The organism is Kiritimatiellia bacterium (genome assembly GCA_028715905.1).
Classification (GTDB): Bacteria; Verrucomicrobiota; Kiritimatiellia; order JAAZAB01; family JAAZAB01; genus JAQUQV01.
Genome location: JAQUQV010000001.1, coordinates 24,723 through 47,678, shown reverse-complemented (window position 1 = coordinate 47,678; position 22,956 = coordinate 24,723). Strand labels below are relative to the sequence as shown.

Genomic DNA, 22,956 nt, shown 5'->3' with positions numbered 1-22,956 from the left:
AGGTGAAAGCATGACGGACAACACATATGGCATGAACGATCTCCTGGCGATGGTGGTTGAGGAAGGCGCTTCGGATTTGCACGTTTCGGTCGGCTTGCCGCCGATGCTGCGGCTGCACGGCGCTTTGCAGGCGGTGGATTGCCCGCCCTTGAAGCCGGACGACACCGAACGGCTGATGAAGAGCATCACTTCCGAAAACAATCAGCAAAAGGTGCGCGAGATGGGGGGCGTGGATTTCGGCTTCGGTTTCGGCAAACAGGCGCGTTTCCGGGTAAGCGTTTTGCGGGAACGGGGAAATATCGGCATGGTTTTGCGCCAGATTCCCTCCAGCCTGATGTCGCTTGAGCAGATCGGCCTGCCGGCCCAGGTCAAGGATCTTCTTTATCGCCCGCGCGGGTTGATCCTGGTAACCGGGCCGACCGGTTCCGGCAAGACCACCACGCTTGCCAGCATGATTGACCTGATTAACTCCGAGCGCGACTGCCATATCATTACCATTGAAGACCCGGTTGAATATTATCACCAGCATAAACGTTCCATAATTACCCAGCGTGAAATCGGGGTGGATGTGCCCAATTTCAAGGAGGCCTTGCGCCGCGCTTTGCGCCAGGACCCCGACGTCATTCTGGTGGGCGAAATGCGCGACCTGGAGACAATGGAGGCGGCCATTACGGCCGCTGAAACCGGCCACCTCGTTTTCGCCACCCTGCATACCACCGGCGCGGCGCGCACCGTGGATAGGATTGTTGACGCGTTCCCGACCGACCAGCAGGAGCAGATCCGCACCCAGCTCGCTTCAACCCTCGTGGCCGCAATTTCCCAGCTGCTCCTTGTCCGCAAAGACAAGCCCGGCCGCGTCGCCGCCTTTGAGCTGATGATCACCACGCCTTCCATCCAGTCCCTGATCCGGGATAATAAGACCTTCCGGATTATTTCCGATATCCAGACCGGCGCAAAATGGGGCATGGTTTCCCTGGATGCCTATTTGTTGTCATTGTTTGAAAAAGGCATGATAAGTTACGAGAATATGATTATTAAAGCACAGGATCCGACCGCCCTGACGGCAAAGCTCCAGGGCGGGCAGAGATAATCCGGGAAAGGCGGGAGCAATGCCGGAAATGGTAAAATACGAACCTTTGTTGCAGCTTCTGGTTGACCACCGCATCGTCAAGGATGCTCAGGCCGAAGAAATAGCCGCGGAAATGCAAAGCTCCGGCAATTCCGCGCGCCGGATAGTCCTGGATAAGGGCATCATCAATGAAGACGACCTGTTGGTGCTGATCGCCAGCCATCTCGGCACGTCGGTTGTCAAACTGGCGGAGCGCGATATTCCGGAAGAAATGATTAAATCCATTCCGCCCAGCGTCGCCCGCATGTACAACGTCATCCCGATTTCCGCCGATTCAAATTCCGTGGTGCTGGCCGTCTCGCAGTTGTTGAGCCCGGAAATTGTGGACGAAATCCGTTTTGTCCTGACCAGGGATGTTACCTTTGTCCTGGCCCGCGAGGGTGACGTTAAAAACTTTATCAACAAGTTCTACGGCGAGGAGACGATGAACGAAATGCTTTCCGCCCTTGAGACCGATATTGAGGCCGGCGGCGTAATTGAGCTGGCGGAGGGCAAGGACGATGAAACCGGCATTGAACAGGCCGCCAATGCCAAGCCCGTTGTTCGTTTTGTCAACGTGGTTCTCTACGAGGCGGTCCAGGCTAAGGCCTCCGATATCCATTTTGAGCCGTTTGAAAACGAATTTAAAATCCGCTACCGCGTGGACGGCGCTCTTTATGAAATGTCGCCGCCCCCGAAGAAACTTGCCCTGCCGGTCATTTCCCGCATAAAGGTCATGTCCAATCTCAATATTGCCGAGCGCCGCCTGCCTCAGGACGGCCGTTTGCAGATGACCATGCTCGGCCGGCAGATTGATTTCCGCGTTTCAACCCTGCCGACCCAGTTCGGCGAGAGCGTCGTGCTCCGCGTCCTGGACCGTTCCACCGTTTCGCTGGAGCTTGAAAACCTGGGCATGCCGTCCGAGATTTACGACGCTTTCAATGTTGATATCAAAAAGCCGAACGGCATCATTATTGTAACCGGGCCGACCGGTTCCGGCAAGACCACCACGCTTTATTCCGCCCTGCGGCGCATCAATTCCGTGGATATAAAACTCCTCACGGTTGAGGAGCCCGTTGAGTATGACATTGAAGGCATCGTGCAGGTGCAGACCAACGAAGATATCGGCGTTACTTTTTTGCGCTGTCTGCGCGCTTTCCTCCGCCAGGACCCGGATATTATCATGGTCGGTGAAATCCGCGATCTGGAAACGGCCCAGGTCTCAATTCAGGCCTCGCTGACCGGCCACCTGGTGCTGACCACCTTGCATACCAATGACGCTTCCGGCGCCATTACCAGGCTGATTGATATGAACGTGGAACCCTTCCTGATCTCTTCCACGCTGGAATCAATCCTTGCCCAGCGGCTGGTGCGGACCATCTGTAAGAAGTGCAAAACCCCGTTTCAGCCCGAGAAAGCCATGCTTGAACGTTTGAATTTAAACGAGAAAATCTCCGGCGGCCGGCCTTTTTACTACGGCAAGGGATGCTCTGAATGCCATGACACCGGTTATCGGGGCCGCAAGGGTATTTATGAGTATCTGCCGATCAGCGAGCCGATCCGCTTGCTGATCAACACTAAAAAGCCCACCATTGAAATCCGGAACAAGGCGGTTGAACTGGGTATGCGGCTCTTGCGCGAAGACGGCATCCAGAATATTTTTGACGGCTACACCACCGCCGAGGAAATTTTGCGCTATACGTGATTCCGTGGAAGGCTAGGGGAGCGGAAACTTATTCGTCAGGTTGGTTGCTTTCCGCCGGACCGCCTCCAGCGCCCCTTCATCATTTATGTTCCGCAAGGCTTCCATGATCAGGGCGGAGATCTGCCGCATTTCCTCCTCTTTCATGCCGCGGGTGGTTACCGCCGGTGAGCCGAGCCGTATGCCGGAAGTTACAAACGGGCTTTTGGCGTCAAAAGGAATAAGGTTCTTGTTGGCCGTGATCCCGGCCTTGTCAAGCGCGACCGCGGCCGCCTTGCCGGTGATGTTCATCGGCGTCAGGTCCGCGAGCATGAGATGGTTGTCCGTGCCCCCGGAGATGATTCTTAAGCCTTCGGATTGCAGGGTTTCCGCCAGCGCGCGCGCATTGCGGAGCACCTGTTGTTGATATTGCTTGAATTCCGGTTGCAGCGCCTCATGGAAACAAACGGCCTTGGCCGCGATAATGTGCATCAGGGGGCCGCCCTGCATCCCGGGAAATATCTGGCGGTCAATGTCCTGTGCAAACCGCTTTTGGCAGAGAATCAGCCCGCTGCGCGGACCGCGCAGGGTCTTGTGCGTGGTGGAGGTGACAAACTCGGCGTAAGGCACCGGGCTCGGGTGGCAGCCCGCGGCGACCAGGCCGGCGATATGCGCCATGTCAACCATCAGCAAGGCGGAAACGCTGTCGGCTATCGCGCGGAATTTTTCAAAATCAATGGCGCGCGGATAAGCGCTTGCCCCGGCCACGATCAGTTTCGGACGATGCTCGCGGGCCAGTCCGGCGATTTCATCGTAGTCCAGCTGTTCCGTCCGGCGGCTGACGCCGTAATGGCGGACGTCAAACAGCCGTCCCGAAAGGTTGGTTTTCATTCCGTGCGTCAAATGTCCGCCGTGGGCGATATCCATCGCCAGCACCCGGTCGCCGGGATTGAGCGCCGCGAAATAGACCGCCAGATTGGCGGAACTGCCGCAGTGCGGCTGGACGTTGGCGTGTTCCGCGCCGAACAGTTCTTTGGCGCGGTCAATGGCGAGTTGTTCGGCTTTATCCACGAACTGGCAGCCGTCATACCAGCGTTTGCCGGGATAACCCTCGGCGTATTTATTGGTCATCAGGCATCCGGCCGCTTCCCGCACTGCCCGGCTGGCGTAATTTTCCGAGGCGATTAGCTCAAGATTGTCCTTTTCGCGGGAGGCTTCGCCCCGGATAACCGCGTAAATTTCCGGATCGGTTCTGGCGATGCCGGCGGTTTCATTCGCGCTTTGCGCGTAATCCTCAATTTTCCGCACGCGGCGACTGTGTCGTTCGCCGGCGTCAAAGCGGGTTGCCAGCCAGCAATCAACGGTTTCTTTCGCCGCGTCCTCGTTTATCAGGGCGCCGCCGAGGGCCAGCACGTTGGCGTTGTTGTGCGCGCGGGACATTTTCGCCATGTGCGGGTTCAGGCAGAGCGCGGCGCGCACGCCCGGGAATTTGTTGGCGACGATTGAGGCGCCGATGCCGGTGGTGCAGATTACGATTCCCGAATCGGCCCGGTTCATGGCCACTTCCTCAGCGGCGCGCGCGGCAAAGTCGGGGTAGTCAACCGAATCGGCGTTGAAGCATCCCAAATCTTCCGTCTCAATTTTTTTGCCGGCAAGGTGGCTTTTCAGAACTTCTTTCAGGCGAAAACCGCCGTGATCGGAGCTTATGACGATGCGCATGTCTTTTCCTTTCAAATTGGACACGGTTGTTTTTTACAATAATTTTTCAGGTATTCCGTCAGGTCCGCCAGGCAGCCGGCGATATTGTCGCGCGTCCGGCGGTAAACTTCAAGACTCCCGCCGACCGGATCCGGGACGTCTCCGGTAGTTCCGTGCGCGGGGGGGCGGAATGCGCCGAGCAAATGCACCCGGTCGCGCGCCGCCGGAAAACGTTTTTTCAACTCCATGGCCTGGCTTTCAGTCATTACCAGAATTATGATGGCGGCGTCAACAAGTTCACGCGTGAGCCCTTGGCTGCGGTGCGGCCTTGCGTCAAGGCCGGTTTCTTTCATGGCGGTTACCGCCGTCTCGCTCGCCGGAAGGCCGTCTATGGCCGCCAGCCCGGCGGAGCGCACAATCCATGGCGAACCCGGCTCCAGCCGGCTGCGCAACATGTATTCCGCCATGGGGCTGCGGCAGATGTTGCCCGTGCAGACAAAAAGAATGGTTTTCTTGCAAGCCGGACGATGGGCGCTGTTGTAAATTGTTTCGCCCGGGATTGCGCCTTCCCGCAGAATAATGATTCTTTCATTTTCTATTTTAACAACGGTGCTTGGTTTTCCGGCGGGGGAAGGACCGGCATCAACCGCCAGGTCCGCTTTTCCCCGCAGTTGCCGGATGGCTTCGGCGGCTGTTCGCGCCGGCTCGTGGCCGCTCATATTGGCGCTGGTTACCCGCAAGAGGCCCCCGGCGGCCTTGATGATTGCCCGGGCAAGCGGATGGGCGGGAATGCGGAATCCTTCCCATGTCCCGCCGGCCGCCACGACCAGCGTCAAAGGTCCGGGCCAGAAATCACGGGCGAGCTTTTCGCCGATTGCGCCGAACCGGGCGTTTAGCTTCGCAATTGACGCGCGGTCGGCGGCCAGGATCGGAATCGGCTTGCCGGCCGGCCGATTCTTAATCCGCTGCAGCATCTCAATGCCTTTCGCGTTCTGCAGACCGGCGGCCACGCCGTAGACGGTATCGGTGGGGATAATCACCACTCCGCCCCGCTTCAGGACGGCCGCCGTCTCGGCGCTGATTTTTTGATCAACGGCTCCTACGGACAACAACTTCAATATGCGCGTTAATTTCAAAACCGTTTCTCACCCGCTTTCAAAGCTCGCTTGAGTTCACGGAGATCACAGAGAGAGAATATAGGCCATCTCTGCTCAATTCTCGCCCTCTCTGTGAACTCTGTGGTCTCTGTGAGAGATAATCTTTTCCTGGCTTTTGCGATTGACTCATGCGAGTTCTATTCACCGCCCTTTGATGTTTAGGGCTTTCAGCCCCAGCAGAATATCGGCGGCTTTCTGGAGAACGGCGTCGTTTTGTGTCCGGCGGAGCAGGGCGCGGTTGATTTTTTCCTGCTCGGAGAGGTTGACGAAAGGATCATGGTTTCCATTGCCGGCGGCTTCGCCGTCCGCGGGCGTTTCTTCATTTGTCAGGAGCACGGGTACATGCGGGCTTATTCCGGTTCCGTAGTAGGAAACGCTGTTTTTAATTTCTATCCGGCGCGTGGCAAGATGCACTGTGCGCCCGTCCGCAAGCTGAATGAACTCGCGGATGCGGTCATCGCCCCTGCTCGGAGTTCCGATAATTAAACTCCCCTGGCATGTTCCGAGCGCAGCGGCCAGCGCCTCGGCCGCGCCGCAGGTATTCTGGTTGATCAAAACCATCAAAGGCGTCTTGATCATTGTTTTGGCGGCTTGGCCCTGATAGGAGGCGTCCGCCGCGCCGGCTCCGTCGCGGGTATTCATGACGGCCGCGCCGGCCGGCCGGAAAATTCCGGCCACATCCGCCGCGGATTGCAAATCGCCGCCGTTTGCGTCGCGCAGGTCAAGGATAATGCCCGTGCGGTTTGTTTCCGCCCACGCGACCAGCTGGGTGGCAATCTGGAGGCCGGAATTTTCATAAAGTCCGTTTACCTTGAGATATCCGATCTGGTGCGGCCATTCCTCGGCGAGACCGGTAACCGGCATCTGGATCAGGGAACGTTTCAGCTCGCATTCCCGCGTTTCCTGTTTTTTTTCGCCGGCGCGGATTGTGAGCAGGACGGTTTCGCCCTTGGCTCCGCGCAGTTTTGCCGTCGCTTCCTCAATGGACATGCCTTCTGTTTCCCGGCCGTCTATTTTTTCAATAATTTCGCCGGTTTTCAGTCCGGCCGCTTCCGCGGGGCCGCCCCGGACAATTTCCATGACGACCGGCCGTTTTTCCTTGAGCGTGATTTTGATTCCCAGGCCGTAGAAAATCCCGCGCAATTCCTCGGCGCGGCGTTCGGCCTGTTCTTTGGTCAGCACTTCGCCGTGCGGGTCTATCGCCTTGACGATGGCCGCGGTGATGTTTGTGCTTATGGCCGCCGGCTCAAACACGGCGTGTTTTTCCCGCAGAATATCGCCGAGCTCGGTTACCTCGCGTATAATCCCGGCGATGGTTTCCGACTGGCCAGCCGCCGCAAATGAAGGAAATGGCCGGCAGGATAAAAACACAGCCAGCGCTCCGGTAACGATAAGGAATGATTTTCCTGTTTTCATGGTGTTCATTGTTTTTTTCGCTTTGCGCCTTTCCGCCGCATGTTCTCCGGCAGAGAGGACTGGATTTTCCGGTTGCTTTTCATTACTTTTTTAGAAAGATCGCGCTTGTATTGGTGTAGCTTGCGCGCCAGGGCGCGGTTTTGCAGGGCCAGAATCTGGATGGCCAGCAGGGCCGCATTGACCGGGCCGGAGGGGCCGACGGCCACCGTGGCCACCGGCACGCCGGAGGGCATCTGCACCGTTGAAAGCAATGCGTCCATTCCCGCGAATGCGCCGCCTTTGACCGGGATGCCGATTACGGGCAGGATGGAGTGCGCGGCAAACGTGCCGGCCAGATGCGCCGCGCCGCCCGCGGCGGCAATGATTATTTTCAGGCCGCGCCGCTCGGCCGACTTTGCGTACTGCGCGGCGCTGGCCGGAGCGCGGTGCGCTGAAATGATCCGTGTTTCAGCGGCCACTCCGAAGTCGCGCAGGGTTCTGACAACGCCTTCCATCAGCGGCCAGTCCGAGTCGCTGCCCATGACTACGCCGACCACATCTTCTCTTGTATTGTTTTCCGGCATGGGGTTTTTATATTCCGTTCGTCAACGACAAGAAAAATAATATGCGGGACTGGCGGTGTCAACCGTAATCGGCGTCCGGCGCGGGATGCGCTGCGTCATGCCGCTGTGCGGCGTGAAAATTTTGTCATTGGCGCGCGGCAATGTCGCGCCGGTAATGGGCATTCTTGAATTTAATCCGGCCGGCGGCCTGGTAGGCTTTTTTCACGGCCCCGGAAATGTCCCGGCCCAGCGCCGTGACGCCCAGCACCCGGCCGCCGGCGGTAACAATTTTTTCCCCTTCCGATTTTGTGCCGGCGTGGAAGACCGTGACGCCCTCAAGTTTTGCGGCTCTCTCCAGCCCGGTAATGACGTCTCCTTTCCGATATTTGCCGGGATACCCGCCGGCCGCCATGACTACGCAGGCGCAGTTTTCAAGACGAGCGGCGGCATGTTCCGGACGCAGTTTTCCCTCAATGCAGGCCGTAAAGGCCGGGATCAGGGAATTTTGCAGGCGCGGCAGAATCACCTGCGTTTCCGGGTCGCCGAAACGGCAGTTGAATTCAAGCACTTTCGGCCCTTCCGCCGTGAGCATCAATCCGGCGTAAAGCACCCCGCGATAGCAAATCCCGCGCCGGTCCAGCTCCGCAATGACCGGCTCAAAAATTATTTTTCGCGCCGTTTCCATAAAAACGGCGTTTTCAACCGGGGCCGGCGAATAAGCGCCCATGCCGCCGGTGTTCGGGCCCTGGTCGTTCTCAAAAACGCGCTTGTGGTCGCGCGCCGTCGGCAGGAGCACGGCCTTATGCCCGTCAACAAAAGCGAGCACGGAAATCTCCTCGCCGGCCAGGCATTCCTCAATCAGTATTTTTTCGCCGGCCTGCCCGAAAGTCTTTGCGGTCAGGGTTTCCTGAACGGCCCGTTCGGCTTCCGGAAGGGTTTTGCAGATCATGACGCCCTTGCCGGCGGCGAGGCCGTCGGCCTTGACCACGAGGGGCAGGGGGCGCGTTTTCAGGTAAGCCAGCGCTTTTGATTCTTCGGTGAAAAATTCGGCGGCGGCCGTCGGCACGTTGGCGGCGCGTAAAATTTCCTTGGCGAAAATCTTGCTGCCTTCAAGCCTGGCCGCTTCCTTTGAAGGTCCGAACACGCGCAAACCTTCCGCCTGCATCAGGTTGGTAATGCCTGCGCAGAGCGGCGCTTCCGGGCCGACGATGGTCAAATCCGGTTTTTCTTTTTTTGCCCAGCTGATGATGCCGGCGATGTCTTCGGCCTGGACAGGCAGATTGGTTCCAAGCATGGCGGTGCCGGCGTTGCCGGGCGCGATAAAAAGCTCCGCGCCGGGATCATCCCCGGCGATTTTCCAGGCCAGCGCGTGTTCGCGGCCGCCGCCGCCGATGATGAGTATTTTCATTCAGTCCGCTCCCTTCTGAATCATTGGCATCCCGCAGGATGCCGCCAGTGTTTTGCCGCCCTTTATGGGACGGCGGTAAAGTCAGATTATAAATCGGCCGCCGAAAGGCGCGAGAATGCGCGCGCCGGCACGGGTAACCAGGACAACGTCTTCAATTCTGATGCTTCCGCGGTCGGGATAATAAAGTCCGGGTTCAATCGTGATGACGTTGCCCGCTTTGAGTTTTACCGTCCGCGGTCCGACGGAAGGATTTTCGTGGATTTCAAGTCCGACCCCGTGGCCGATGCCGTGGATGAAACCAACTTGTTTGCCTTTTTGCAGGCCGGTAAAAAATCCGCGTTTTTTGAACAAGTCAACGGCGGCGTTGTGGATTTTTTCGGCCGGAACTCCGGCCTTTATCTTTAAAATGGCCGCCTTTTGCGCGTCCCGGACAGCCGCATACATTCGTTTCATTTCCGGCGTCGGTTTTCCGCGGACGATGGTTCTGGTCAGGTCGCCCCAGTAGCCGCTGGCGATGTGCTGCGGGAAGATGTCAATCACGATCGGCTCGCCGGCCCGGAGCGTTCCCCATCCGGTTTCGTGCGGATTGGCCGCCTGGCGTCCGCCGGCCACAATTGTGCCGTAACATACGCAGCCGGAACCGCGCGCGATATCGTCTATTCTGGCGCGCACCGCTTCGGACGTTAACGGTTTGTTGCCGATTCGCAGGGAGCGGTCGCGCGCGATTTTTGCTCCGGCGATCAGGCCGATGGCCGCCTCCATCGCTTTTATGGCGACGCGCTGGGCGCAGGTGATATGGTTTATCTCCCGCGCGTTTTTAGTCTCGCGCGCCGGGAAAATTCTGCCGTCGGCCACTGATATTTTGACGCCCATGCCCGCCAGCTGTTCGGCCAATCCGATCGGGAAATAAGAGGGGACGGTTACCGCGCGGATGTTTTTTTTCCTCAAGAGGCAAAATATCCGGCCGCAGAACGGAGATTTTGATTCTTTCGCCGCCGGCAGGTCCGCGAATGACAACACTTCCATGTTTTTGACGGTCCGCCTGACATGGCTGAAATCAAGCGGGGAAACGGCCAGGCACCGTTTCCGGCCGGCTTGCAGAAAAATAACCGGGTCAAGGGAAAAAAAACCGGTCGCATGGCGCAAATCCGGATGTTTGGCGGGCGAGCCGGCGATTAAAATTGTTTTTTTCATGTATGGCGCCGCGATGAAGCAGGGATTTAAACCCGGGAGTAAGGCCTCAGTTTTGAGGGGGAGAGAGAAACCGTAGGGGCTTCGCTTGCGAAGTCCTCTTCAATAAAGACGGGCGCGCGACAAGCGCGGCCCCTACGAAGACTGGCCAATTGAATTGCCATCCACCCACATAACTGAGGGGTTACACCCGGGAAAAATAAAATATTGACTTGAAAACTGTTTTTGATAATATTTCAATTGAATTGTAAAAATATGCGAGTAGCGAGTAATATAAACGAGAATCAAGAAGGGGACAAATGAAAAATGCATTGATGTCGCTGGCTGTTTTTTTTGCGTTTGCCGTCGTAAACCTCCGCGCTGTACCCGCATTGACCATTGAAAACATTGTCGTTTCCGGGGCGGACAGCGCGTCCGGTAATATCACCGTCAGCGCTGATGTCAATAACGGGACCGGTTACACTTTCGCGCATTTTCAGGCCACCTCGGCCGACGGTCTTAACCGGCGCTATTTTTATCCGAGCGATGTGGTGGAGGGCAAATGGAGCGACAGCAATTGGAACCCTTATTTTACCGGCGTGTTTAAAGTTGATATTACCGCCGTGGACGTGCCCATGGCGCTTTCAAAAATGTATGGGCCGCAAACGGCCACCGCTTCGGTAACCGTAACCGTAACGCGCGCCGTTTCGGGAAAGGTGAACAGCATCAAGTATCTTTCCGATGAAATTTCAGTTGCGGATTATGACCCTGATGGCACATGGGTGGACGTTAGTCTTGCCAAGGTTAAATTGCACGACATTGGCCTGAACATGGATCCTTCAGGCGTCGGGAGCATCGGATGCAACCTGCTCAATGTTACCAATATTACGGGGGAAATGACTCCCGAAGAGGAGGACATCGCCTATACCGACACCGCCCGCTACCAACCGTCCGGCACTCATTATCGTTTTAACGTGAGCCTGCACGCGCGTCCGCGCGGTTTCATGGGCATGGGCGAGATCAAACGCTGGATCTGGATGCCCGATGATGCCGCCAATCCGTCCGGGGCCGGGCGTTTGGAAATTGATATCACCAGTTGCAGCCCATGGCGCAGTTCTTATTCCACCAACCTTAATTCCCATGTCGGGTTCGCGCCGCTTTTCGCGGAAGACGAGGAAATGCCCGAAGGCACTATTATGTGCACCACCGCCCATTACATGGATGTTGGCCCCACCAGCACCATGAGCCAGGCGGAGAGTGTCGGCGAGAACGCCGACGGACGCCTGGGATTGTATGTCAAAGGGCATACCGCCACGGAAAGTTATTTGAAAATGTTCCTCTCGGATGCGTTCCTGATCAGCCAGGGGTTTACCAACGTTTATGACGCCACCAATATGCTGGCCGGCTTTGTCCAGCATTTTGACACGAACAATGTTCCGCTGGACTCGCCCGTGCAGGTTACCGCCAGTTTTACGCGCATAGAAGGCGGCACCAATGTTCTCTATGATTACGACGGCGACGGCGTCGGCGAAGCCGGATTTGAAATGCGCTTTGATTTTGAATTTCACAGCGGCGTCGCCGGTATGATGGGCATGAAGACCAGCGCCTCGGCCGTGGAAGGCGATTTTGACAATGACGGCGCGGCCGATCCATACACGGTGATTGGCAGTAATTGGTATATCTGGTTTTCCAGCGCCGGCTACCAGTTGGCCGGCGGGCCGTTTAACTTCGGCATGGAGGGCATGTCCGTGGCGGCCGACTTTGACAACGATGGTTCCGCCGATCCGGCCGTGGTGGTTGGCCCCCTTTGGTACATCTGGTTTTCCAGCCTGGGGTATCAATTGGGCGGCGGGCCGTTTAACTTGGGCGTGGAAGGTACGCCGGTAGCCGGCGATTTTGACAACGATGGTTCCGCCGATCCGGCCGTGGTGGTTGGCCCCCTTTGGTACATCCGGTTCTCCAGCCTGGGGTATCAATTGGGCGGCGGGCCGTTTAACTTGGGCGTGGAAGGTACGCCGGTAGCCGGCGATTTTGACGGCGACGGCTCGGCCGATCCGGCCGTGGTGTCCGCCAATGGCGGATTGTGGTATATTTATTTCAGCAGCGCCGGTTACCAGCTGGCCGGCGGGCCGTGGAAATTCAATGTTGAAGGCGCTCCGATGGTTGGTGATTTTGACGGCGACGGCTCGGCCGACCCGGCCGTGGTGGTCAACAACAATTGGATATTCTTGATGTCTTCCCATGGGTACGCGCCCCAGGGGCCGTTCCCGTTCGTTCCGTAAAACAAGCTCTATCTCCGGCGATTATTCATTTCGGGCAACGCCGCGTTTGCCGCGCGGCGTTGCTTTGATCTTGACTGCTTGCATTATGTGGTTTATGGGATTCATAAAACCATTATTTGCGGTCTGTCAAATGCGTTTGCCGCCTCTGCTGTCCGACGTTTCGCGTTGATCCTTCAACGCATAAACGGGTTTTTGCGGTAAAACATGTGATACAGAAGGGATAATATGAACACAATAACGGAAAAATTATATCATGGTATGCTGTTTGGCTTAATGCCGGCAATTTGTTTCGCGGTTACCGCATCGGCGCAGAAGACGGCTCTATCCCAGGCTTCCACCAATCGGCTGGAGACCGGAGGACAATACGAGATTCAGTCGCCGCCTTCAAATATGATGTTCCAGATTACGGATAATCCTGAAAATTCCGGCGACGATAACCTTGTCTGGTCAAACAACGGCCGGATGATAGCGGTTGACCGGATGGATCCCGATGCGTCGCAGAAGTATATTTGCATTCTGGATGTCCGCAATCTTGACAACGTTCAGGTTTTGGGCGCGCGCAGTTCGGCCGTGACTAATCCGGTTTTTGCCAATATTACCAGTTGGACATGGAATGATGACCGCGTTTTGTTCGGTTGGATGCCGCAGGTTCAGGGGCAACCGTCCGGCAAGTGCCGGTTGATGAGCTGTGCCGCTACCGGGGATGTCAACGTCGCGCCGTTTCTAGTGGCTGATCCCCGGCAAAACCCATCCAACCACGTCTATTCGCCCAGCGTTTTATACGATCATGCCGTCGGCAAGGAACGCCTTCTCTTTCTCGTATCCTCGTCGCAAAACGATTCGCCGACCGACCCCGGGCCGGGCGGGCGGATCAATCTTTACTCGGTTGCTTATGAGAGCGGCGGCGCGCCGCGCTGGAATGAGCGCGTGCAATTGACCGATTTTAACACCAACCTCTCAATAATATCCGTGAAATGGTGCCCGGAACTGGGGACCAATTACCATCCGCTTTGCGATCGGTTGGAAATATTGCTTACCATGCCGCCCGCGCCGCCCGCGCCGGTCAAACAGGATTTGCCGGCAGAGGACAGCAGAATAATTATTTTCAACAATGTGCGCGCCGTCATGGAGGGGGCCGCCCCGCCGCCGGCCACGCTGGCTGATTCGCGCCTTGTGCAACTGGAGACAAACATGACCATGAACTCCCAGGTCAGCTGGACTTTTGACGGTCAATACGTGATGTACGGGCGCACGGGGACGAATCCGCCGGCCACGGATCTTTATTCCAAACGCGCTGATAACCCCCTGAACGAGGCGGTAAAATTTGAAGTGCCGGAGAGCATTACCGGCGGCCAGAAACAGTGGCTGAGCATTTCGCCCGATGGCATGAAAGCGGCCTTTACCGTTAACCACAAGGTCTATGTCATTCCCTTGCAGTTTGACAACGTTGCCGTAACCGGCGCGTTTGTTACCAACGTCCTGACGGATGCCAGTTACACGGCCGTGGACATCTCCGGAGATGCCATTAACAGCAATACAACTTTCAGCATTGTTGCGCCGCCTTCGGTGGACACCAATAATTTCAACGGCGAGTTCTCCGGGTTTGCCCGCGAATTTACCGTTGAAGGAGTCGCAAGCCAGTTTAATCTGACGACGAACGCAACGATGACGCTCCATTTTTCCGAGGCTGATATACCGGACGGCGTTTCGGCGACCAATCTTGCCGTTTATGTCTATAATCCCGCGGGCAGCGACGGGCAGACGGGAACATGGGATAAGCTGGATTCTGCCGTGGATACCAACAACATGACGATAGCCTGTCAAGTGGAGCACTTCTCAGTTTATACTATTGGGCGCGCTTCGGCGGAGCCGGCTCCTGACCCGGTCGGGCCGGTGATTAAAGCCAATGGGGCCGCCGGCACCCTTACCGTTGCTTACCCCGCGCCGGTGACGATTACCGTGCAGATGAATCCTGACATTTATAACGGCATTCCGGTGGATTGGTGGGCGGTTGCCTACGGCGCTTCCATCGGCTGGTATTACCTGGGCGCCATACAATGGACGCCCTTCAGCGGCGACCTGGGGCTGTGCCGGCCCGCATATCAAGGGGCCTTGTTTAGCCTCTCCACCATGCCGGTGTTGAGCAACATGACGCTCCCGCGCGGAACATATTACTTCTGGTTCGCGGTTGATTATCCCATGGACGGCGTCCTCAATCTGGAAGGACCGATTTTATGCGATGTGGTGACAATTATCGTGCAATAAACAGACAAATTGGAATGATATGAAATACAAATATGAATGCCGGTTGGCCGCAAAACTGTTTCTTGTAACGGCATGGATGGTCTGCTCCGGAACATGTTTCGGGCAAGCGTCTGACGATGGTTTCAATCCGAACCCGAACAATCCGGTTTACGCCGTTGCCGTTCAGGCGGATGGAAAAATAATTCTGGGCGGCCAATTCGGCGCGATCAGCGGTGAAGCGTGCCAAAGAGTGGCGCGGTTGCTTCCGGACGGCAGTCTGGACGCCGCCTTTGTTCCGGATGCCATCCCTGGACTGGTTGAATCCATAGCCGTCCAGACTGACGGCAAGATTGTCATTGGCGGAGAATTCAGCGCAATTGGCGAGCATACCAGATGCAATCTTGCCCGGCTTAATGCCGACGGCTCGCTGGACCTTGATTTCAATCCAAATGTGGTTGCTACGGAGGCCGACAAATCGGTAACCGCTCTGGCCGTTCAGCCGGACGGCAAGATTCTGGTCGGGGGCTTTTTTATTAACCTCGGCGGGGAGGTGAGGAATTTCATCGGCCGGCTTAATGCCGACGGCAGTCTGGATGCCGCCTTTAATCCGGCTGCCAACGGCGAGGTTTACGCGATTGTCGTCCAGCCGGACGGCAAGATTCTGGTCGGCGGCGATTTCACGCGCATGGGCGGCCAGGCGAACAATAATGTCGCCAGATTGAATCCCGACGGCACGGTGGATTCCTCCTTTGTTATGACAAACGGCGCCGATTTGGCCGTCCGGTCAATTGCCTTGCAGCCCGACGGTAAAATTCTGGTTGCCGGCGCATTTACCGAGTTGATTGGCGTCTCGCGCACATATCTGGGGCGTTTGAATACCAACGGCACGGTTGACGCCTCTTTTGAGGTTGTTATCAATGACGTTGGCGCGTCGCTTTATGCCGCGCTGGTCCAGCCGGACGGCAAGATCCTGATTGGCGGCGATTTTTTCCACATCGGCGGCGTTGAGCGCAACTGTATCGCGCGTTTGCATCCCGACGGCGCTCTGGATGATGACTTTAATCCGCCCGGCGGGGCTGATTGTACCGTTGATTCGCTGGCGATCCAGCCGGACGGCGGGATCCTGGTCGTCGGCCAATTTTCCCGTCTGGCCGGCGTTGAACGGAATTTTTTAGGAAGATTGTATCCGGCCGGCCGGCTGGATAATAATTTTTTGGATGCCGATGCCGATCCGGATCTGGGAGCCGCAGACGGCGAGGTCTACGCCATGGCGCAACAACCGGATGGCAAGTTGCTTGTCGGCGGATTGTTTTCCCGGCTTTCCGGGGCGGACCGCAGCCGGATCGGGCGTTTTGCCGTGGACGGGACATTGGATGCCGGTTTTGATCCGGATGCGGACGGAAGCCTTCGCGCAATCGTCGTCCGGTCCGACGGTAAAATTCTGATCGGCGGTTTCTTCCAGCATTTGGGCGGGGAGGAATATAAATATATTGCGCTGTTGGATGCCTCCGGCAATCCTGATGTGGAATTTAATGCGCAGTTAAATGGCGGCGCCCGCTGTATTCTGCCTCAGCCGGACGGCAAAATCATCATTGCCGGCGATTTTACCAGGATCGGCGAATCGGATCTCCCGCGGATCGGACGTTTAAACTCCGACGGCACTTTGGATAACGATTTTCATTTGTCGGGAGGCGCGAACAACACCGTTTATTCGGCGCTTCTCCAGCCCGACGGCAAAATCCTGGTGGCCGGCTCTTTTACTTTGTTGAACGGCGAAAGCCGCAATCATATCGGGCGGCTCAATAGCGACGGCACCCTTGATGACGATTTTAATCCCAATGTCAACGGCAGCGTTTATGCGCTGGCCCTGCAGGCCGACGGCAAAATCCTGCTGGGCGGCGTTTTTACGGAGGTCGGGGATGCCGCTGCCGAGTGCAAACGGATCTGCCGCTTGAACCCCGACGGCGCCTTGGATGCTTCCTTTGTTGTGCCGGGCGGCGCCAATCTCTCAGTCCGGTCCATTGTGCCGCAGGCCGACGGCAAAATCATGGTTGCCGGAGCTTTTACCCAGATTGGCGAAATGGATATTATGCATATCGCGCGGCTTAACAGCGACGGCGCGCTAGATGCCGGTTATATGCCGCCGGACGGCGCCAACGGGACTGTGCACGGCCTGGTCTTGCAATCGGACGGCAAGGCCGTCCTCGGCGGCGCGTTTCTTCAATTGACCGGGCAGAACCGCAATCGCATCGGCCGGCTTACGACCGACGCTTCCGCTCTCCAGAGTCTGGCGGTAAGCGCCTCATTAACGGAGATTGTCTGGACAAGGAGCGGCGGCGGGCCGGACTTTTCCGCGGTGGTTTTTGACCAGTCGCCCGATAACGCCGCCTGGAGTGTTTTGGGTGACGGCGCGCGCACAACCAACGGCTGGCGGATTGCCGGCGTGGATTTGCCGCTTAATACGAATGTCTATATCCGCGCGCGCGGATTTTACCGCTGCGGTTATTTCAACAACTCGGTTTCGGTTTGCGAGTCCGTGCGTCTTGTTTATCTTGCGCCCCCGCCGGTTGCCAGGACAATTGCCGATCCGTCCATCGTTGACAGCGCCGGGCGCTGGTATGTCTGGTTTTCCGGTTCAAATTATGAACGCGGCGAGCCGTTTGATTTTGATGTCCCGGGCACGCCGGTTGTCGGGGACTTTGATAATGACGGTATGGCCGATCCGGCCGGGGTGGTTTCTTCTTTGTGGTATATCTGGTTTTCCAGCCTGGAATATCAGATGGACGGGCCTTATAACTTCGGTGTTTCGGGTCAGCCGGTGGCGGGTGATTTTGACGGCGATGGTTCCGCCGACCCGGCCATTGTGGTTGGTCCCCTGTGGTATATCTGGTTTTCCAGCCTGAAATATCAACTGGGCGACGGGCCGTTTGATTTTGGCGTTTCCGGGTTGCCGGTGGCGGGTGATTTTGACAACGATGGTTCCGCCGACCCGGCCGTGGCGGTCGGCCCATGGTGGTATATCTGGTTCTCCAGCCTGGGTTATCAGTTGGGCGGCGGACCGTTTAATTTCGGCGTGTCCGGCACGCCGGTGGCCGGCGACTTTGACGGCGACGGTTCGGCGGATCCGGCCGTGGTGTCCGCCAATGGCGGATTGTGGTATATTTATTTCAGCAGCGCCGGTTACCAGCTGGCCGGCGGGCCGTGGAATTTCGGCCTGACCGGTACGCCGCTGGCGGCCGAATTTGACGGGCAATAATCCGTTTATACGCGTGTAAAGTCTCCGGTATTATATACTGCGGGTGTATCTCCGGAAACGCCGTTTGGGAGACAGAAACGGGGGGGGGCGAAAATATTTGCATTTTTTCCTTGCATTATCGCCTGCTTTCCTTAGATTCTACGATGTTTGCCGTTGGTTTGTGGTGAGGATGCGTTTGCAGATTGTCAGGCAAATAGAAAAGTCTGTCACAATCGGAAATCCCGAACAGGTTTGGGATACTCACTCTCTGATTATTCGGCGATCGTAAGGAGTAACTATGGCAGTTAAACTGTATGTTGGCAACCTGTCCTTTAACACCACCGAAGGAGATTTGCAGGAACATTTCTCCCAGATGGGGACGGTTGTGAGTTGTAGCGTTATTATGGACAAATATACAAACAAATCCCGCGGTTTCGCGTTTGTGGAAATGGGAAGCCCGGAAGAAGCCAACAAGGCCATCGCCGAGTTGAACGGCAAGGATTTTCAAGGTCGCGCCCTGAAAGTCAACGAAGCCAAGCCGCGCGAAGATCGGCCTCCGCGTAATTTCGGCGGCGGCGGACGCGGACGCGATAGAGACCGTTAATCATCAATAATGCCTGAACTGCCCGAAGTTGAAACCATCGTCAGGGAACTGCGATGTGCGGAGATTATAGGGCGGAAAATAACTGATTGTGTTGTTTTTTGGCCGCCCCTCATAAAGGGGCGGCCATTTTTTTTTAGGAAACGGCTTGTCGGCAGGAAAATCACCGCCATCAATCGCCGCGGCAAGTTCATTGTTTTCAACCTCTCCGGCGGCTTGTTTCTTCTGGTTCATCTGCGCATGAGCGGCCAGTTCTGCCTTGTCCGCGCCGGGCGCGGCCGTGAAAAACACCAGCATATCATTCTGCGTTTGAGCGGCGGCCGCGAATTGCGCTATTGCGACGCCCGCAAATTCGGCCGGTGGGAGATTGCCGCGGACACCGTCCGCGTTCTGGGGAAACTCGGCCCGGAGCCTTTGGGAAAATCTTTCCGGCCCGCGGACTTGTTTTCCCGTTTGCACTCGCATCGCCGGCAGTTAAAGCCGCTTCTTCTGGATCAGGGTTTCCTGGCCGGGGTGGGGAATATTTACGCGGATGAAGCCCTTTGGGAGGGCCGCCTGCATCCCCGCCGTCTTTCCGATTCATTGACCGAGCGCGAAGCTTTTTTTCTGTTCAAGGCCATCCGGAGCGTTTTGCGGCGCGCTATCCGCAACAAAGGCACGAGCCTGGGGACGGGTGCGGGTAATTATCATCGGCCGGGCAGAAAACAAGGCCGGAATCAGGGGCAACTTAATATTCCGCGCCGCCGCGGCGCGTTGTGTCCCAGATGCGGCGGCGCCGTCAGCCGCCTGCTGGTCGGCCAGCGCGCAAGTTATCATTGTCCGCGTTGCCAGAGGCTTTAACGTCTTTTTTCTTTGTGGACTGGTTCTGACGGTTCCGGCCGCCGGATGCCGGCTTTTGAGGCTTGCTTTTCCTGGGCAAGAATTCAAATACCACTTTTTTGTCTTTCAGGGCCAGAAAGGCTTTGAAGGGTCTGCCCTTTCTTGAAATAAAACCGGTCAGGAGGTCGGTTTTGCCGGTGGCCAGCAGTTTTTGCATTTGTTCGCGGCTGATGGGCTGCTGCAGGATTATGTTGCCTGAGCGGAAAGAACAGGTGGGGGCGCCGCCAAACGCTTTTTCGCAGGCGTAAAGCGAGCCGGTTTCAAAGACCGGTGCCGCGCAAATCGGGCAGGCCCCGAGCGGCTCCCGCGTTTTGTCCGCCGTTTGCGCGGCCATGTTGCGCTGGCCGTCAAACTCAAACTCAATTTTATATTCGCCGTTCAACTTGATAACGGCCGCGAAAGAGCGCCCTTTATGACTGTGAAATCCCGTCAGGGGGCCCAGTCTTTTTGTGGAAAGGAGGGTGTTCATTTCCTCCGCCGTGAATTGGCGTCCGGCCAGATTTTTCCAGAGGAAATAGCCGCAAGCGGCGCACTGGAAACGGCTGTATTGTTCCCGCATTTCGCCGCCGCATTTCGGACAGAGCGCCTCCAGGGGGCCGAAATCGCCGGGCACCGAGTCGTGTTCGGAGTTTTTGACCTTTTCCACCATTTTAACGGTCATGGAAACGATTTCGCGCATGAAGTCTGTCCGAACCAGGCGCTGTTGCTCCATTTGCTTCAATTTGAATTCCCATTCGCCGGTTAATTCCGGCGAGCAGAGCTCGGTAATTTTAAGCCCGCGCAAAAGGGCGGCCAGGGAAAAAGCTTTTGCCGTTGGTTCCAGTTCCCGGAGTCGCCGCACGAGGTATTTCTCATAAATCAATCCTTCAATTATGGACGCCCTGGTGGCCGGGGTGCCGAGGCCTTTGGCGCTCATGGCCTGCCGTAATTCCTCGTCATCAACCAGTTTTCCGGCGCCTTCCATTGCGGTCAGCAGGGTTGCTTCCGTAAAGCGGGCGGGCGGCCTGGTTTGCTGGCGCTCGGCGGCGATGTCAACAGTCTGCACGTTTTCGCCGTTTTGCACAGGCGTCAGGGCCGGCTGCTGTCCGGGCGTGTTTTCCTTGCCGTAGACCGCCAGCCAGCCTGGGTTTACAAGGACTTTTCCCTCGCTTTTAAAGGTTTCTTCCCGGACGGTGGTAATGCGCGTTGTGGTCAGGAATTCCGCCGGCGGGAAGAAGACAGCCAGGAAACGTCTTGTCACCATGTCGTAGATTTTTGATTCATCGGCATGGAGCGCCTTTGGCAGCACATTGGTCGGGATAATGGCGAAATGGTCGGAGATTTTTGCGTTGTTGAAAATGCGTTTGCTGGGGCGGATCCAGTTCTCCTCCAGGATGCGCCGGGCAAAGGGGGCGTATTGTTCGGCTGCGGTCAGGACCGAGCATGTTTTTCCGGCGACTTCAAGGTAGTCTTCCGGGAGGGCGCGGGCATCGGTGCGGGGATAAGTTAAAACCTTGTGATGCTCGTAAAGCCTCTGGGCTATCTGCAGGGTGCGTTTGGCGGAAAAGCCGAACCGGTTATTGGCTTCGCGCTGGAGGCTGGTGAGGTCGTAGAGGAGCGGCGAAATCTGGGTTGCGGGCTTGCTTTCTTCGGAGACCGCGCCGGGCTGTCCCCGGCATTTCTCGCAGATATTTTCGGCCTGTGTTTCGCTCCATATCCGTTCCGGTTTTGCTTCTTCCGGCCGCGACTCGCCTTCTGAAACTGGTCCATTTTTCTTGAATTTACGGTCAAACCACAACCCCTCGTAAAGCCCGGCCGCGGCCTGGAAAGACGCCTTGATCTCCCAGTAATCTTTCGGAACGAATTTTTTTATTTGTTCTTCGCGTTCCACCACGATCATCAGGGTGGGGGTTTGCACCCGGCCGACGGTTGTCAGGAAAAAACCGCCGTGTTTGGAGTTGAATGAGGTCATGGCGCGCGTGCCGTTGATGCCGACGAGCCAGTCGGACTCGGAACGGCACATGGCCGCATCGGCCAGCGGCCGCATTTCAGCGTCGGTGCGCAGCGCGGTAAATCCTTCGCGGATGCTGGCGGCGGTCATGGACTGGAGCCAGAGGCGCCGGATTGACTTGGGCGTTCGGGAATACTGGACGATATAGCGGAAGATCAGCTCGCCCTCGCGGCCCGCGTCGCAGGCGTTAATGAGGGCGGCAACGTCCTTGCGTTTGATAAGCCGCAGGAGTATTTTCAGCCGCGATTCGCTTCGTGCGATCGGCCGCAAATCAAACGCGGGCGGCAGGACCGGCAGGTTGACCAGATTCCACTTGCCCCGTTTCGGCTCGCATCCTTCCGGCGGATGGATTTCCAGCAGATGGCCGCTGGCCGCGGCAAGAAGGTGGCGGTCGCTTTCAAAGTAACCTTCATGCTTGCGGAATCCGCCAAGGGCGCGGGCTATGTCCGAGGCTACGGAAGGCTTTTCGGCGATGATCAGGGTTTTATCCATTATCCAGCCTGCTTTTCCCTTCAACCGACTGCACAAAATAGCGCGGCCTGGCGCGCACATCAACGTAAGTGCGTCCGATGTATTCTCCCAGAAAACCCATGGCGATAAATTGTCCGCCGATGAAAATAAAGAGAATCGCAAAAAGAGTAAAAACTCCCCTGGCGGCCCATTCCGGCCCCCATAAAATACGCAGGATCAGGATCAGGATTCCCAGCCCGACGCCCATCAGGGCAACGGTTACGCCGACAAAGCTGAGAAAACGCAGGGGGATTGTGGTTATGCTGGTGAGCAGGTCAAATTGCAGGTTGATCAGTTTCCAGAGGCTGTATTTTGATCCGCCCGCCTGGCGCTGCGTGTGGCGGACTTCAATTTCAGCCGTTTTACGGGCAAAGCTGTTGGCCAGAACCGGGATAAATGTGCTCCGTTCTTGGCACTGGAGCATGGCCTGCACCACGTGGCGCCGGTAAGCGCGCAGCATGCAGCCGTAATCGTGCATGACAATGCCCGTCACGGAGGCCGTCATTTTGTTTACGAGCATTGACGGCAAGCGGCGCAGCCAACTGTCGCGGCGCGGCGTGCGGATGGAGCCGACCACGTCAAACCCCTCGTTTATTTTGTTTGCCAGGCGCGGGATTTCTTCGGGCGGGTTCTGGAGGTCGGCGTCAAGGGTAACGATAATTTCCCCCCGGGCCTGGGAAAACCCGGCCATGACCGCAGCATGTTGGCCGTAGTTGCGGTTCAGCAGCACTCCGATAATTTCGCCCGTGTGTTTTTTTGCCATTGATGCGATGGCGGTGTCGGACCCGTCCCGGCTGCCGTCATCCACGAGAATGATTTCAAAGGGGGAATTCAGGCTGCGGCAGGCCGCCAGGGTGCGCGCGACCAGGGCGTCCAGATTCTCCGCTTCGTTGTAAACGGGAATAACGACGGAAATTGTGTGAGCAGATTCGGTCATAAACTCAGGCGATATTTTCAATATTAACGGAGAATTTTCAGCGGTAAATTTCGGATGGCGTCCTTGCCGCCTTGGATCATCCTGTTTTTATGTTTGCT

General features: G+C 56.9%; 15 protein-coding genes. 7 read left to right on the top strand and 8 right to left on the bottom strand.

From position 1 onward, the window contains the following. The first annotated feature begins 10 nt into the window (after nucleotides 1-10). The gene (locus PHP98_00185) at nucleotides 11-1,090 is read left to right on the top strand and encodes a type IV pilus twitching motility protein PilT (GenBank protein MDD5482060.1); all 1,080 of its coding nucleotides are present in this window, start codon (nucleotides 11-13) and stop codon (nucleotides 1,088-1,090) included. Between the two features lie 19 nt (nucleotides 1,091-1,109). After that, entirely contained in the window at nucleotides 1,110-2,813 is a 1,704-nt protein-coding gene (locus PHP98_00180; protein ID MDD5482059.1) for a GspE/PulE family protein, read from the top strand. A 12-nt stretch (nucleotides 2,814-2,825) separates the two neighbouring features. On the opposite strand, the gene rpiB is transcribed toward PHP98_00180, so the two are convergent. From rpiB to PHP98_00150, 6 genes are all read right to left on the bottom strand, one after another. Next, nucleotides 2,826-4,508 (bottom strand): ribose 5-phosphate isomerase B, encoded by a 1,683-nt coding sequence (gene rpiB, locus PHP98_00175; protein ID MDD5482058.1) that lies wholly within the window; start codon nucleotides 4,506-4,508, stop codon nucleotides 2,826-2,828. A gap of 11 nt (nucleotides 4,509-4,519) precedes the next feature. Next, nucleotides 4,520-5,623 carry an L-threonylcarbamoyladenylate synthase gene (locus PHP98_00170; GenBank protein MDD5482057.1) on the bottom strand — a complete coding sequence of 368 codons (1,104 nt, stop codon included), beginning with the start codon at nucleotides 5,621-5,623 and terminating at the stop codon, nucleotides 4,520-4,522. 162 nt (nucleotides 5,624-5,785) lie between these two features. Continuing rightward, nucleotides 5,786-7,069 (bottom strand): S41 family peptidase, encoded by a 1,284-nt coding sequence (locus tag PHP98_00165; protein MDD5482056.1) that lies wholly within the window; start codon nucleotides 7,067-7,069, stop codon nucleotides 5,786-5,788. Continuing rightward, nucleotides 7,066-7,623, bottom strand: coding sequence for a 5-(carboxyamino)imidazole ribonucleotide mutase (gene purE / locus PHP98_00160; protein ID MDD5482055.1), 558 nt, complete (start codon nucleotides 7,621-7,623; stop codon nucleotides 7,066-7,068). Before purE ends, PHP98_00165 begins: the two co-directional genes overlap by 4 nt. A 124-nt stretch (nucleotides 7,624-7,747) precedes the next feature. Then, nucleotides 7,748-9,010 (bottom strand): phosphoribosylamine--glycine ligase, encoded by a 1,263-nt coding sequence (purD, locus tag PHP98_00155; GenBank protein ID MDD5482054.1) that lies wholly within the window; start codon nucleotides 9,008-9,010, stop codon nucleotides 7,748-7,750. A gap of 81 nt (nucleotides 9,011-9,091) precedes the next feature. Next, entirely contained in the window at nucleotides 9,092-10,204 is a 1,113-nt protein-coding gene (locus PHP98_00150) for a M24 family metallopeptidase (GenBank protein ID MDD5482053.1), read from the bottom strand. A 296-nt stretch (nucleotides 10,205-10,500) separates the two neighbouring features. Here PHP98_00150 and PHP98_00145 point away from each other — a divergent pair, with 296 nt between their 5' ends. The 5 genes from PHP98_00145 to mutM all read left to right on the top strand — a co-directional run bounded on the left by PHP98_00145 (nucleotide 10,501) and on the right by mutM (nucleotide 19,382). Next, nucleotides 10,501-12,462, top strand: coding sequence for a VCBS repeat-containing protein (locus PHP98_00145; protein MDD5482052.1), 1,962 nt, complete (start codon nucleotides 10,501-10,503; stop codon nucleotides 12,460-12,462). 225 nt (nucleotides 12,463-12,687) lie between these two features. Beyond that, nucleotides 12,688-14,727 (top strand): hypothetical protein, encoded by a 2,040-nt coding sequence (locus PHP98_00140; protein MDD5482051.1) that lies wholly within the window; start codon nucleotides 12,688-12,690, stop codon nucleotides 14,725-14,727. Nucleotides 14,728-14,746: 19 nt separating this feature from the next. Beyond that, entirely contained in the window at nucleotides 14,747-17,962 is a 3,216-nt protein-coding gene (locus PHP98_00135; protein MDD5482050.1) for a hypothetical protein, read from the top strand. 277 nt (nucleotides 17,963-18,239) lie between these two features. Continuing rightward, nucleotides 18,240-18,545, top strand: a complete 306-nt coding sequence (locus tag PHP98_00130) for an RNA-binding protein (GenBank protein ID MDD5482049.1) — start codon at nucleotides 18,240-18,242, stop codon at nucleotides 18,543-18,545. 9 nt (nucleotides 18,546-18,554) lie between these two features. Next, the gene (gene mutM / locus PHP98_00125) at nucleotides 18,555-19,382 is read left to right on the top strand and encodes a bifunctional DNA-formamidopyrimidine glycosylase/DNA-(apurinic or apyrimidinic site) lyase (protein MDD5482048.1); all 828 of its coding nucleotides are present in this window, start codon (nucleotides 18,555-18,557) and stop codon (nucleotides 19,380-19,382) included. Here mutM and PHP98_00120 read toward each other — a convergent pair. Together PHP98_00120 and PHP98_00115 are read right to left on the bottom strand one after the other, a co-directional pair. After that, entirely contained in the window at nucleotides 19,321-21,903 is a 2,583-nt protein-coding gene (locus tag PHP98_00120) for a DNA topoisomerase III (protein ID MDD5482047.1), read from the bottom strand. The two genes, mutM and PHP98_00120, sit on opposite strands and share 62 nt — an antisense overlap. After that, entirely contained in the window at nucleotides 21,896-22,858 is a 963-nt protein-coding gene (locus PHP98_00115) for a glycosyltransferase (GenBank protein MDD5482046.1), read from the bottom strand. The genes PHP98_00120 and PHP98_00115 overlap by 8 nt, the downstream gene beginning before the upstream one ends. Between the last annotated feature and the right edge of the window lie 98 nt (nucleotides 22,859-22,956).